8 protein-coding genes and 3 pseudogenes are annotated in these 13,381 nt (G+C 63.9%); 10 read left to right on the plus strand and 1 reads right to left on the minus strand.

The genetic code is table 11. The features are described from left to right. Positions 1-416 precede the first annotated feature (416 nt). The 10 genes and pseudogenes from OKC30_RS15815 (at position 417) to OKC30_RS15860 (ending at position 13,024) form a co-directional block, all read left to right on the plus strand. Positions 417-2,098, plus strand: a pseudogene (locus tag OKC30_RS15815) (ABC transporter substrate-binding protein). A gap of 117 nt (positions 2,099-2,215) precedes the next feature. Further along, entirely contained in the window at positions 2,216-3,199 is a 984-nt protein-coding gene (locus OKC30_RS15820) for an ABC transporter permease (protein ID WP_270664593.1), read from the plus strand. A gap of 1 nt (position 3,200) precedes the next feature. Next, positions 3,201-4,106 carry an ABC transporter permease gene (locus OKC30_RS15825; RefSeq protein ID WP_010673904.1) on the plus strand — a complete coding sequence of 302 codons (906 nt, stop codon included), beginning with the start codon at positions 3,201-3,203 and terminating at the stop codon, positions 4,104-4,106. Next, positions 4,103-5,125: pseudogene (locus OKC30_RS15830) on the plus strand (ABC transporter ATP-binding protein). The gene OKC30_RS15825 and the pseudogene OKC30_RS15830 overlap by 4 nt, the downstream one beginning before the upstream one ends. 11 nt (positions 5,126-5,136) lie before the next feature. Next, positions 5,137-6,135, plus strand: coding sequence for an ABC transporter ATP-binding protein (locus OKC30_RS15835; RefSeq protein WP_039040529.1), 999 nt, complete (start codon positions 5,137-5,139; stop codon positions 6,133-6,135). A gap of 107 nt (positions 6,136-6,242) precedes the next feature. Then, the gene (locus tag OKC30_RS15840) at positions 6,243-7,955 is read left to right on the plus strand and encodes a glycoside hydrolase family 9 protein (protein ID WP_160838106.1); all 1,713 of its coding nucleotides are present in this window, start codon (positions 6,243-6,245) and stop codon (positions 7,953-7,955) included. Between the two features lie 104 nt (positions 7,956-8,059). Next, positions 8,060-8,932: a BadF/BadG/BcrA/BcrD ATPase family protein gene (locus tag OKC30_RS15845; RefSeq protein WP_270664596.1), complete on the plus strand. Its 873-nt coding sequence runs from the start codon at positions 8,060-8,062 to the stop codon at positions 8,930-8,932. 67 nt (positions 8,933-8,999) lie between these two features. Beyond that, a complete protein-coding gene (locus OKC30_RS15850; RefSeq protein ID WP_160838102.1) occupies positions 9,000-10,856 on the plus strand; it encodes a beta-N-acetylhexosaminidase in 1,857 nt (618 codons plus the stop codon). 192 nt (positions 10,857-11,048) lie between these two features. Next, complete coding sequence (locus OKC30_RS15855; protein WP_160838100.1) at positions 11,049-12,608, plus strand: methyl-accepting chemotaxis protein; 1,560 nt, start codon at positions 11,049-11,051, stop codon at positions 12,606-12,608. 66 nt (positions 12,609-12,674) lie between these two features. After that, positions 12,675-13,024: pseudogene (locus OKC30_RS15860) on the plus strand (MGMT family protein). Positions 13,025-13,106: 82 nt separating this feature from the next. Here OKC30_RS15860 and OKC30_RS15865 read toward each other — a convergent pair. Continuing rightward, the gene (locus OKC30_RS15865; protein WP_164882955.1) at positions 13,107-13,277 is read right to left on the minus strand and encodes a hypothetical protein; all 171 of its coding nucleotides are present in this window, start codon (positions 13,275-13,277) and stop codon (positions 13,107-13,109) included. Between the last annotated feature and the right edge of the window lie 104 nt (positions 13,278-13,381).

Consider the following 13,381-nt stretch of genomic DNA (forward strand, 5'->3'; position numbering starts at 1 on the left):
ATGGATTTAGGGACTCAGAATACTTTTTTCTGAAAATCAAGGCGGCCTTCCCCGGAAAGCCGCGATGAACCAAAAATAAGCCGTGTCAACGGGGAAAAAACGAGCACGATCCAGCTCACATTATCGTTGTCACAGGGAGTGGCAAGGTGACTTTTTACTTTGTGAGAATTAATGCAACTGTATAATTTAAAAGGATTAAAAATACATTTTGACGATAATGACGTGCGCCGTGCAATTTTTACGATATCGACGAAATGAAGAGTTGTTGTTTTCCTGTTAATTCTGCTTTTCTAAGGGCGTTGGACGACACAACTACAAGGGTGCAAAACCTGACCAACAGCGAGGGCCGGTATCCAAGCATGCGATGTCGGTGCTCCATTCCAAAACCATGGAAGACCAATAAGAAAGGAAAAAATATGCTTGCCAAAGTATCCAAAATCGCAACCTCAGTCATGCTGGGAACTCTGCTTGCCGGTGCCACCGGCACAGCCATGGCCGCCGACAACAAGACGGTGCTGACCCTGGTTGCCCAGCAGGAAACCGCATGGGTCAAGAACTTCAACCCCTTCCTGCAAGCGGGTCTGCTCCACACCACCCGTCACTTCATCTATGAGCCGCTGGTGATCTTCAACGATATGCACGGTGGCAAACCCGTCTATCGTCTGGCTACCCACTACGCCTTCAGCGATGATCTGAAATCCGTCACCTTCGACCTGCGCGAAGGGGTCAAGTGGTCCGATGGTGAAGCCTTCACCGCCGACGACATCCTCTTCTCCTTCAACCTGGTCAAGGCCAACAAGGCGCTGGACGAGCGCTCCATCTGGACTCAGATCAAGGGTGTCGAGAAACTGGGTGACCACAAGGTCAAATTCGACCTGGCCGAGGTCAACACCAACGTGGTGAACGACCTGGTGCTGGTGCCCATCGTACCGGAGCACCAGTGGAAGTCGGTGAAAGACCCGGTGGCCTTCACCAACGACAAGCCGGTCGGGACCGGTCCCTTCACCGAAGTGGACAACTTCTCCGCCCAGCTCTACACCCAGTGCCGCAACCCGCACTACTGGGACAACGCCAGCCTCTCCATCGACTGCCTGCGCATGCCGCAGATGGCCACCAACGACCAGGTACTGGCCGCCGTGATGAAGGGTGACGTGGACTGGTTCGGCTCCTTCGTGCCGGACATCGAGCGTCTCTACGTCGGCAACGATCCCAAGAACAACAAGTACTGGTTCCCCGCCTCCGGCAAAGTGGCGTTCAACGTCAACTTCCAGAGCAAGAACCCGGGCAACCACGAAGCCTTCAATGACATCAACTTCCGCCGCGCCTTCTCCATGGCCATGGACCGCCAGTCCATGGTGGACATTGCGGGCTACGGCTACCCCACCGTCAACGAGTACCCGTCAGGACTTGGCAAGGCATTCGCCTCCTGGGACAACCCGGACGTCGAGAAGAAGTACGGCAAGTGCAACAAGTTCGACCTGGAAGGGGCCAAGGCCCTGCTGAAACAGGCGGGCTACAAGGACTGTGACGGCGACAAGTTCCTCGACACCCCGAGCTGCAAGAAGATCGAGTTCAAGGTGCTGGTACCGAACGGCTGGACCGACTGGGTCAACACCGTCCAGATCGGGGTCGAAGGCCTGCAGGCCCTGGGCCTGAACGCCAAGACCGCCACCCCGGAAGCCACCGTCTGGACCGAGTCCCTGATCACCGGTGACTTCGACGTCGCCCTGCGGGTTACTTTGCCGGTGCCAACCCGCACAAGTACTTCGAGACCGCCTTCCACTCCCGCAACATGGGTGAGCGCGGCAACCGCTTCGCGGCGCCCCGCTACAAGGATCCCGAGCTCGACAAGCTGATCGACGACTTCACCCAGACCGCCGATGCGGCCAAGCAGAAGGAGATCATGTTCGCCATCCAGGAGCGTGTCGGGGCCAACCAGACCATCATCCCGGTGTTCAACAACCCGACCTGGTACGAATACAGCACCAAGCGCTTCAACGGCTGGTTCAGTGCCGACAACCCGGTCGCCAAGCCGCAGGTTCACCCGGACACCCCGGAGCGTCTGCTGCACGTGCTGTCACTCAAGCCAAACAGCTAATCACCCCGGCCCCCTGCGGGGGGCCCTCTTCCCCGCCATGTCTTCCATCCCCCGTCTTTGCCGGGGTTGGGGGAGCTTTGCCCGGCGCGGGGCAGGCTTGCAGTAAAAGGTATCACCATGGGATTTATACTTAGACGCTTCTCCTTCTATCTGGTCGCCTTCCTGGTGGCCGCCACCATCAACTTCCTGCTACCCAGAGCCATGCCGGGGGACCCCGTCTCCGTCATGTTTGCCCGGGCCGGCGCCATGATGGAACCCGCCGCGCTGGAAGCCCTCAAAGCCACCTTCGGTTTCGTGGACGGCCCCATCGGCACCCAGTTTCTCACCTATGTGAAGAGCGTCTTCACCTGGGATCTCGGCACCTCGGTGCGCTACTACCCCCAACCGGTTGCCGACGTCCTCGGCCGCGCCATCGGCTGGACCCTGTTCCTGGTGGGCACCTCCACCATTCTGAGCTTCTCCATCGGCTCCATCGTCGGCATCTTCGCCGCCTGGTACCGGGGCGGACGCATGGACAGCATCCTCTCCCCGCTCACCCTGGTGATGCAGGCCATCCCCCCCGTGGTGGTCTCTCTGCTCGCCCTCTTCCTGTTCGGAGTGAGCCTCGGCTGGCTGCCCATCGGCTACGCCTACAGCCCCGAGATCCCCGCCGATTTTGGCTGGGAGCACATCAAGAGCATCCTGCTGCACGCCATCATGCCGGTGGGCACCCTGGCCGCCGTGCAGGTAGGAGGCTTTCTCATCACCATGCGCAACAACATGATCAACCTCCTGGGCGAGGACTACATCACCATGGCCAAGGCCAAGGGGCTCTCCAACAACCGGGTGATCTTCAACTACGGCGCCCGCAACGCCGTGCTGCCCAGCGTCACCGCCCTCTCCATGGCACTCGGTTTCGTCATCGGGGGATCCCTCATCACCGAGGTGATCTTCAACTACCCCGGCCTGGGACTGACCCTCTATCAGGGCATCCTGGCCCGTGACTACCCCCTCATCCAGGGGCAACTGCTCATCATGACCATCACCATGCTCAGCTTCAATTTCCTGGCGGACGTGCTCTACGTCTTCCTGGATCCCCGTCTGCGTACAGGAGGCAAATAAGATGCGTATGCCGACTATCTTGAAAATCCTGCTGGGCAACAAGAAGGCCGCCTTCGGCCTCGCCATCGTGGTCACCTTCGTGCTGATGGCCCTGTTCGCCCCGCTGCTCGCCAGCAACGAACCCACCAAGCGGGTCGCCCGCCCCCACCAGCCCCCCAGCGTGGAGCTGGTGATGGGTTCCAACCGCATGGGCCACGATCTCTGGGCCCAGTTCACCAACGGCGCCCGCATCTCCCTGATGGTGGGCTTCGGGGCAGGCCTGCTGGTGTGCGCCCTGGCCATTACGGTGGGCATCACCGCCGGCTACTTCGGCGGCGTGGTGGACGAGTGCCTCACCTTCCTGATGAACGTGGTGTTGGTGATCCCGAACCTCCCCCTGTTGCTGGTGCTGGCAAGCTTCATCGGAGAAGCCTCCCCCATGGTGATCGCCCTCATCATAGGGTTGACCTCCTGGGCCTATGGCGCCCGGGTCATCCGCGCCCAGACCCTGGCCCTGCGGGAGAAGGAGTTCGTCATCGCCGCAGAGGTGTTGGGTGAACCGGCCTGGCGCATCATCCTGGTGGAGATACTGCCGAACCTCATCTCCATCATCGGAGTGAGCTTCATCGGGTCCATCATCTACGCCATCGTCACCGAGGCGACCCTGGAGTTCCTGGGCCTTGGCGACCCCACCGTCGTGAGCTGGGGCATCATGCTCTACAACGCCCAGACCTCGAGCGCCATCCTGGTGGGCGCCTGGTGGGAGATCCTGGCCCCCTGCTTCGCCATCGCCACCCTGGGGGCGGGCCTCGCCATGCTCAACTTCGCCATCGACGAAATTGCCAACCCGCAGCTTCGTTCCCACAAGGGCCTGCGTCGCTGGAAGCAGCTTGCCACTCCCATCACTGCTCAGGAGAAGACAGCATGAAGCCGCAACAACCCCTGCTGTCGGTGCGCCAGCTCTGCGTCGACTACATCACCTAGAGCGGCGACGTGCGCGCCGTCAATTCGGTCAGTTTTGACATCATGCCGGGTGAGGTGTTCGGCCTCGCCGGCGAGTCCGGCTGCGGCAAGTCCACCGTCGCCTTCTCGGTGGCCCGGCTGCACAAACCGCCCGCCTACATCAGCGGCGGCGAGATCCTGTTCAAGGGGGAGAACATCCTCGGCTTCGACGACGAGCGACTGCGCAGCTACCGCTGGCGCCAGGCGAGCGTGGTGTTCCAGTCCGCCATGAATGCGCTCAACCCCGTGCTGCGCATGGAGGAGCAGTTCTGCGACGTGCTCTTGGCCCACAACCCCGGCATGACCCGCTATGAAGCGATCAAGCGCGCCCAGGAGCTGCTGGAGATCGTCGACATTCACCCGAGCCGGCTCAAGGACTACCCGCACCAGTTCTCCGGCGGCATGCGCCAGCGGCTGGTGATCGCCATCGCCATGGCCCTCAACCCCGAGCTGCTCATCATGGACGAGCCCACCACGGCGCTCGATGTGGTGGTACAGCGGGAGATTTTGCAGAAGGTCTATGCCCTGAAAGAGAAGTTCAACTTCTCCATCCTCTTCATCACCCATGACCTCTCACTCATGGTCGAGTTCTGCGATCGCATCGGCATCATGTACGCGGGGGAACTGGTGGAGGTGGCGCCGGCCAAGGCGATCCTGACCGCGCCCCTGCACCCCTACACCCGGGGCCTTGGCAACTCCTTCCCCCCCCTGCACGGGCCCAAGACCGTGCTGGAGGGGATCCCTGGCAGCCCACTCAATCTGCTGGAGGTGCCGGTGGGCTGCCGCTTCCAGGCACGCTGCGCCAAGGTGCACGAGCGCTGCCGCCAGGAATACACCCGGCTGGCCGAGATCCGGCCCGGCCAACAGGCTGCCTGTCACCTTCATGAGGCAGCAGAGGAACAACCGGATCTTCCGATCCATCTGGACAAGGCCGCTGGCTGTTAAGGATGTCTGTCATGCAAATCGCCCAAACCGACGCGCCCATCATCGAGGTCCAGCACCTCTACAAGGACTTCGCCGTCAACTCCAATGCCATCAAGAGCGGCAAGATGCGGGCACTGTCCGACATCACCTTCAACCTGCACCGGGGCCGCGCCCTGGCAGTGGTGGGGGAATCCGGCTCCGGCAAGAGCACCATCGCCAAGATCATCGCCAAGATGTACAAGCTCTCCAACGGCCGCATCCTCTACCGTGGCCGCGACCTCGAGGAGTTCAACAAGGGCACCGCCCTGCTGGACTATCGCCAGAGCGTGCAGATGGTGTGGCAGGATCCGTTCGGTTCATTGAATCCGACCCACACCATCTACCACCACATCGCCCGCCCCCTGCTGCTGCACAGCAAGGTGAGCGACAAGCGGGATCTGCCCGACATGGTCTATGGCCTCCTTGAAAAGGTGGGGCTCACCCCCGCCAAAGCCACCGCGGCCAAGTACCCGCACCAGCTCTCCGGCGGCCAGCGCCAGCGGGTCAACATCGCCCGCAACCTGGCGGTGGAGGCGGAAGTGGTGCTGGCGGACGAACCCACCTCCATGCTCGACGTCTCCATTCGCATCGGCATCCTCAACCTGATGGAGCAGATGAAGAACGAGCTCGGCGTCTCCATGCTCTACATCACCCACGACATCGCCACCGCCCGCTACGTGGCGGAAGATCTGGCGGTGATGTACGTGGGTCACATGGTGGAGTGGGGAGAGGTGGACGAGATCCTGCACCACCCCCAGCACCCCTACACCCAGTTGCTCATCTCGGCGGTGCCGGACCCCGAGAAGAGCATCCACGCCGAGCTGGAGGGAGGTCGCAAGGGGGAAATCCCGCTCTGGACCCCGGAATCCCGTGGCTGTCCCTTTGCCGGGCGCTGCCATCAGGCCATGCCCCGCTGCAAGGAGAGCCTGCCGCCGGTGACCCGGCTCGCCGACAACCACTTCGTGCGCTGCTACCTCCACGAACAGGGGTAAGCAGGCCCGCGGCCGGGCGCCGTCGCCCGGCCATGCCTCGCGTCGGGGCCGCAAGGCCCCGCAATGAGCCTCGCCCCCCAGCGGCGAGCCTTCGGAGTAAGACCTTGATGGAACTTTTGATCAACCAGGTGGGTTACGAATGTGACGGGGAGAAGAGCGCCCTGCTGCAGTGCGGCGCCGACCTCGATATTCGCGGCCACGTCAGGTTGCTGCGCCAGCAGGACGACCACCTTTTGCTGGAGACGCCGCTGGTGGCGGCGGGATGCGTCCCCGGCTGGCAGGGGCGCCACTACTGGCGGGCCGATTTCTCCGCCTTCACCGATCCCGGCCACTACCGGCTGGAGGCCGTCGTGACCACGGGAGCGCAGGAGCGCCTGGTGCGCTCCCCCCCCTTTGCCATCGGCCGGGGGCTGCTGGCGCGCCGCTGCCTCTCCAATGTCATCCACTACTTCAAGGGACAACGCGCCAGCGGTACCTTCGACCGGGCCGACCGCAGGGCACGCCTGTTTGGCACCGATCAGCGCCGGGACGTACATGGCGGCTGGTTCGACGCCAGCGGCGACATGAGCAAGTACCTGAGTCACCTCTCCTACGCCAACTACCTCAATCCCCAGCAGACCCCCATGGTGGTCTGGTCCCTGCTCAAGTGCCGGGAACTACTGGCGACACGTCGCGACATCGACGGGATGAACCTGTGCAAACGGCTCAATGACGAGGGGCTGCACGGGGCGGATTTTCTCTGCCGGATGCAGGACGAGCGCGGCTTCTTCTACATGACCCTGTTCGACAAGTGGAGCAAGGATCCCGAGCAGCGGGAGCTGTGCGCCTATGCGACCCAGCAGGGGATCAAGTCCGCCCGCTGGCAGGCGGGTTTTCGCCAGGGGGGCGGCATGGCCATCGCCGCCCGGGAACCGATTGGCGGCGACCTTGACACAAGCCAGTACGCCGAGGCGGCCAGACGCGGCTACCTGCACCTGCGCGAGCACAACCTCGCCTACCTGGATGACGGGGTCGAGAACATCATCGACGACTATTGCGCCCTGCTGGCGGCGGTCGAGCTCACCAGAACGCTGGGCGCCGAGTGGCTCGCCGAGGCGCGGGATCGGGCCGGCCGGCTGTGCGCCCGCCAGCGCGCCCATCCCGATCTCGGCCACCATTGGGCCGCCAACGACGATGGCTCTCGCCCCTACTACCACGCCGCCGAGGCCGGCCTGCCGGTGCTGGCGCTGCTGGAGTATCTCGCCATCGAGCCGGATCCGGCGCGCCAGTGGGCGGCCCGGACCGTCGCCGAGCAGGCCCTGGCCGCCGAGCTGGCTCTCGCGGCCCGGGCAGGCAATCCCTTCGCCCTCGCCCGCCAGTATGTGAAAGGGGTCGATGAGACGCCCCGGGTGAGCTTTTTCATGCCCCACCACAACGAATCCGGTTACTGGTGGCAGGGGGAGAACGCCCGGCTGGCATCGCTCGCCACCATGGCATTTGCTGCCGCACAGCACCTGCCCGGGCAGAGCGCACTGCTGCGCACCTTCGGCCAGCAGCAGCTCGACTGGATCCTGGGGAGAAACCCCTTCAACGCCTGCATGCTGGCGGGTCAGGGCATCAACAACCCGGAATACACCGCCGGCTACCCCAATGCACAGGGGGGGATCTGCAACGGCATCACCGCCGGCTTCGATGACGAAAATGACGTGGCCTTTATTCCAGAGGCGTACAAGGATCGGCTGGATCAGAACTGGCGCTGGGGGGAGCAATGGATCCCGCACGCCGCCTGGTTCGCCCTGGCCATCACCTGGCAGAGCGCACAAGGAGGCCACCATGATTGAGAGCGGTTCACACATCACTGGCACCGGGGAGAGTCCTGGATCCTCCATACCGCCAGCCAGGTTTACCCTGACCATCACCTGGCAAAGCGCGCAGGGAGGCCCCCATGATTGAGTTCTGGGTCGGGGTGGATGGCTGCGGCACCCACACCCGGGCCCGCATTCGCAACAACGCAGGCAAGCTGCTCGGCGAGGGGCGCGCCGCCGGCTCCAATCTGGAGCTGGGCATCGCCCTCGCCCACGGCCATGTGCTGGCTGCCATCGATCAGGCCCGCATCGACGCGGGTCTGCCCAGGGAGAGCGAACAACGGATGGGAGTCGGGCTCGCACTCGCCTCCGCCGAGCTCGCCGATTGCTACCACGCCATGCTGACCATGCCCTTCCCGTTTGCGCGGGTGAAGCTCACCTCCGATGCCTTTGGTGCCTGCCTCGGCGCCTTCGACGGCCAGGAGGGGGCCATCCTGATCGCGGGCACCGGCTCGGCGGGGCTCATCTACCGGGAGGGACGCCTTCGCACCTGCTCGGGTCGCGGATTCCCCGTCTCGGATCTCGGCAGCGGCGCCTGGCTCGGGCTGCGCGCCATCCAGCAATCCCTGCTCTGCCACGACGGCATCCTGCCCCCCAGCACCCTGGCGGTGCGCCTGATGGATCACTTCAAGCGGGATCAGGCCGAGGTGGTGCGCTGGGCTGCGCGCGCCATCACGGCCGACTATGGCCGTTTCGCCCCCTGGGTGTTCGATGCCGCGAGCAACGGGGACGAGCTCGCCACCGCCCTGCTGGATGAGACCTGTGCCCAGCTCGGCATGCTGCTGGAGGGCATGACCCAGCTCGGGGCAGACCGGATCGCCCTGCTGGGCGGCATCGGCACGCGCCTCGCCCCCCGTCTGGGCCACTTCCATCTGGTCGCCCCCAAGCGCGATGCGCTGGAGGGGGCCATCCTGTTTGCCAGGACGGAGGCGCTGCCATGTCTGCATCCCTGAGCCTGGCCGGGCCGACAACACCTGCGGGACAGGTTCCCGTTTCCTTCACCCCATCAGAGGAATTCCCATGTCCGCACCCCTGATCCACACCCGGGTCGATCACCGTGACGGTGACGATGTCTGGTTTCGCTTCACCCTGAGCCAACTGCCAGCAGCCCCCTGGAAACTCCACTTCTGCCTCGCCCGCCAGATCGATCCCCACTCGATCGAAGGAGGCGCTCTGGAGCGCCAGAGCGGCAGTTACAAGGTCATGGTGCCCCACGAGGGGGTGAGCGAGCTGCGCTTCTGCTGTCGCAACACCCCGCTCAAGCATGACTCCGATATGCCCAAGGGTTTCTTCCTGAGCCTGGAGAGCAAGGGACAGCTGCAACCCCTGGTGCTGGAGGGGGAAGACCTTGGCCTGACCAACCCGCCCTCCCCGGGCCCCGATCTGCCACCGGTGGAGGCCGTCAACGGCCTCGTGCCCCAGCCCGCCCACCTGATTTATACAGAAGGCAACTTCCGGCTGGCCGAGCGGGCCCACGTCGACGGCCCCGTTCCCCTCGCCTCCCTGCTCGCCCATTTCAACGAGCTGACAGGCCTGGCCCTGACCCAGGATCACGATGCGGAGATCCACCTCGTCGAGGCGACACTTCCCCCCGAGGGGTATGAGCTCACCATCACCCCTGAGGAGATCGTCATCCGGGCCGCCGGCGAGGCGGGCTGGCGACACGGACTGGTGAGCCTGGCCCAGTGGGCGCTGCAACACGGAGAGAGCCTGCCCTGCCTGACGGTGCGGGATATACCGCGCTTCGGTTTTCGCGGCATCTTCCTCGACTGTGCCCGCCACTTCCACTCCATCGCCACCCTCAAGCGCCTGCTCAAGCAGATGAGCCTCTACAAGTTCAACCGCTTCCACTGGCACCTCACCGATGACGAGGGGTGGCGCCTGGAGATCAAGGCCTTCCCCCAGCTGACCGCCGTGGGAGCCTGGCGCGGCCATGGCCTGGCGGTGGGGCCCCAGCTGAGCGGCGGCCCCGATCCCTACGGCGGCTACTACACCCAGAGCGAGGTGCGCGAGCTGGTCGCCTACGCCGCCGGGCTTGGCATCACCATCATTCCGGAAATAGACATCCCGGGGCACTGTCACGCCGCCATCAAGGCGCTGCCCGAGCTGCTGGTGGAAGAGGCAGACCGCTCCCGCTTCCTCTCGGTGCAATATTTCGACGACAACGTGCTGAACCCGGCCCTGCCCGGTACCTACCGATTCCTGGACGCCGTGATGGACGAGGTGTGCGATCTCTTCCCAGGGAGTCAGGTTCACATGGGGGGGGACGAAGTGCCCACCGGCGTCTGGACCGACAGTCCCGCCTGCCAGCAGCTGATGGCCGAGCAGGGGTATCAGGATTGCCGCGAGCTGCAGGGGCACCTGCTGCGCCACTGCCAGCAATACCTGGCCAGCAAGGGCAAGCAGATGCTGGGGTGGGAGGAGATACTGCACGGTGACAAGGTGAGCCGGGAGGCCACCGTCTTCGCCTGGACCAGCTTCCAGGCCGGCCTGGATGCCGCCACATCCGGTTACCCCGTGGTGATGGCGCCTGCCCAGCACCTCTATCTGGATCTCGCCTGGAGTCAGGACATCCACGAGCCGGGACTCTATTGGGCGGGTACCCTCAACCTGGCGCAGGTGCATGCATGCGATCCTGCCCCGGCCGATTTCCATGCCAACGATAACATCCTGGGGGTGCTGAGCCCCTTGTGGTCGGAACTGATCACCTCTCGCGATCGTCTCGACTACATGTTGTTCCCGCGCATGCTGGCCACGGCAGAGGTGGCCTGGAGCACTCCCGCCCGCAAGGTGTGGGAGCACTTCGTCGCCCGTCTGCCCGGCCAGCTGCACATCCTCGACCAGTTGCAAGTGCGTTACCGGGTGCCACAGAGGTAGTGTTATCTTTTTCTTTTCGGCGACCTTTTGGTCGCCGTTTTTTTACCCACCGACAACAAAAACCCAACCTAGCCCCTACTTTTCATCTGCCTTTGTTGGCAAAATAAGGCCCCCGATGAAACCAGACAGGGGATGCATCTCCCTGCGGTTCCGCCACAATAACAATCAGCAAACAGATCGGAGCTTACCCTTATGGCCCGCAAACACGCCCAGGTCGTGGACAGTGAAGTGGAATTTCCCGCCGACGTGCAACTCGTCTCCACCACGGATCTGCGCGGCGTCATTACCTACGCCAACCCCGCCTTCTGCCGCATCGCCGGTTATCAGGTCGATGAACTGGTCGGCCACAACCACAACCTGGTTCGCCACCCCGACATGCCCAAGGCCGCCTTCGCCGACCTCTGGGATCGCCTCAAGGAGGGCAACCCCTGGCGGGGAGTGGTGAAAAACCGTTGCAAGGATGGCCGCTATTACTGGGTCGACGCCTACGTCACCCCCATCTACGAGCACGGCAAGATAAGCGGCTACCAGTCGGTGCGCTGCAAGCCCGACCCCCAGCTCAAGCAGGCTGCCGCCCAGGCCTATCGGACCCTGCTTTCGGCCGAGCAACGGGGCACCCCGGCCCGCCCCTCGTTGCGCCGTTTCAGGCCGCTGATGCTCGGCCTGCCGCTGCTGGCGCTGCTGGTCTGGGCCGCCCTCACCCAGGGCCCCCTCACCGCGCTGCTGATGCTGCTTCCCCCCCTCGCCATCGCGGGCGCCTACTGGCGCGAGCTCATCGCCCTGCCCCGCTATCTCAGGCAGCTCGGTCAGCAATATGACAGCCTGACCCGGCTGGTCTATTCGGGGGATGCCCCGGGTGCCATCGCCGATTTTCACCTGAAGATGCTGCAAGCCCGGATCCGCACCGTGCTGGGGCGGGTCGACGATGCCACCCATCCGCTTCAGGCCCTGGCAACCGATCTGCAGGACTCCTCACACCGCGCCTTCCTCGACATCAACGAGCAGGATGCCCAGACCCAGCAGATGGCGGCCGCCATGACCCAGATGGCCAGCACCGCCCACGAGATTGCCCGCAACATCCAGGACACCAACGGCCAGGTGACCGAGGCGCGCAGCAGTTGCCAGAGCACGGTGGAACAGCTGGACCAGACCCAGCAGCAGATGACCAGGCTGGCCAGCCAGGCGGAGCAGGCCTTCCACTCCGCGGTGGAGCTCGCCAGCGAGTCGGAGCGCATTGGCAGCGTGATGGGTGAAATCCAGGGCATCGCCGAGCAGACCAACCTGCTGGCCCTCAACGCCGCCATCGAGGCCGCCCGTGCCGGCGAGCAGGGGCGCGGCTTTGCGGTGGTGGCGGACGAGGTGCGCACCCTGTCGACCCGTACCCACAAGGCGACCGAGCAGATCCAGGGCAGCATCAGCCAGATCCAGCACACCCTGGAGCGCTGGCAGGGCATGATGCAGGACAACCTGGCCCAGACCCGAGAATGTGTCGAGATGACCCGCCAGGGATCAGGCAACCTGCACCTGGTGCTGGGGGAAATCGATCAGGTGACCGAATTCTCCACCCAGATCGCCGCCGCCGCGGAGCAGCAGCAGCAGCAGCAGGTGGTGGAGGAGATCAGCCGCAACATCCACCAGATCTCCGAATACTCCCGCGCCAACAGCCAGAAGATCCAGGCGGTGGACGACTCCAGCCAGGAGCTGCTCAGGCGGGCCCGCGAGCTCAGGGGACTGAGCCAGACCTTCGGCTGACAGATTGCAAGCCCCATGACAGAAGCGCCACAATGGCGCTTCTGCTGTTTTTGACGAGCCATCATCATGAGAACGAACGCGCCCCCCCTGGACAAGACGGCCCGCATCGAGGCGATCCTCGCCCTGATCCCCCCGGCCGCGTGGTGAGCTACGGCCAGGTGGCGGATCTCGCGGGCCTGCCCGGACGGGCACGACTGGTGGGAAAAGTCTTGCGGGAGACCGACAAGGTGCTGCCCTGGCACCGGGTGCTGGGGGCGGCAGGCACCATTTCGCTGCCAAAAGGATCCGCAGGCTTTGACAAGCAAGCGGGGCTGCTGCAGGAGGAGGGGGTGCCCGTGATTGGCGGGCGGGTCAGGATGCGGGAGTGGCAGTGGCAGCCCGACCTGGCCGAGCTGCTCTTTCTGGTTCCCTTCTGACGAGGCTGGCACGTCCCGAAGGGATGGGCGTTCTTGCAACAAAGGGAGGGCCTCTGTGGTCGCCCTCCGTCACGTTCCTTCCCTAGTCGCCGGCAATGGGTCCCAGAATGTCATCGCTGCGCACCTGTACCGGGATGGTCTCATCCTCCCGTTGCAAGAGCACCAGCAGACTCTGTCTGTCCACCTCCAGCACATAGGCTGTCCCTTCACGGGTCAGGCAGGTCATGCCCGGCCGTATTTCATGTATCTCCATGACAACTCCCTGTCTTGCGCTGCCATCCATCCGACATTCCGCACCTGATTTAGGAATAAATTTGCCGATAGCGCTCACCCAATACCTCCAAAATGATCTGCTGG

This window comes from Aeromonas sp. QDB18, assembly GCF_027705325.1.
In the GTDB taxonomy this organism is placed as follows: Bacteria; Pseudomonadota; Gammaproteobacteria; order Enterobacterales; family Aeromonadaceae; genus Aeromonas; species Aeromonas caviae.

Excerpts from the sequence above, each read along its gene's own strand:
- OKC30_RS15820 (WP_270664593.1), top strand. The coding sequence starts at position 2,216 with ATGGGATTTATACTTAGACGCTTCTCCTTCTATCTGGTCGCCTTCCTG.
- OKC30_RS15825 (WP_010673904.1), top strand. The coding sequence starts at position 3,201 with ATGCGTATGCCGACTATCTTGAAAATCCTGCTGGGCAACAAGAAGGCC.
- OKC30_RS15835 (WP_039040529.1), top strand. The coding sequence starts at position 5,137 with ATGCAAATCGCCCAAACCGACGCGCCCATCATCGAGGTCCAGCACCTC.
- OKC30_RS15840 (WP_160838106.1), top strand. The coding sequence starts at position 6,243 with ATGGAACTTTTGATCAACCAGGTGGGTTACGAATGTGACGGGGAGAAG.
- OKC30_RS15845 (WP_270664596.1), top strand. The coding sequence starts at position 8,060 with ATGATTGAGTTCTGGGTCGGGGTGGATGGCTGCGGCACCCACACCCGG.
- OKC30_RS15850 (WP_160838102.1), top strand. The coding sequence starts at position 9,000 with ATGTCCGCACCCCTGATCCACACCCGGGTCGATCACCGTGACGGTGAC.
- OKC30_RS15855 (WP_160838100.1), top strand. The coding sequence starts at position 11,049 with ATGGCCCGCAAACACGCCCAGGTCGTGGACAGTGAAGTGGAATTTCCC.
- OKC30_RS15865 (WP_164882955.1), bottom strand. The coding sequence starts at position 13,277 with ATGGAGATACATGAAATACGGCCGGGCATGACCTGCCTGACCCGTGAA.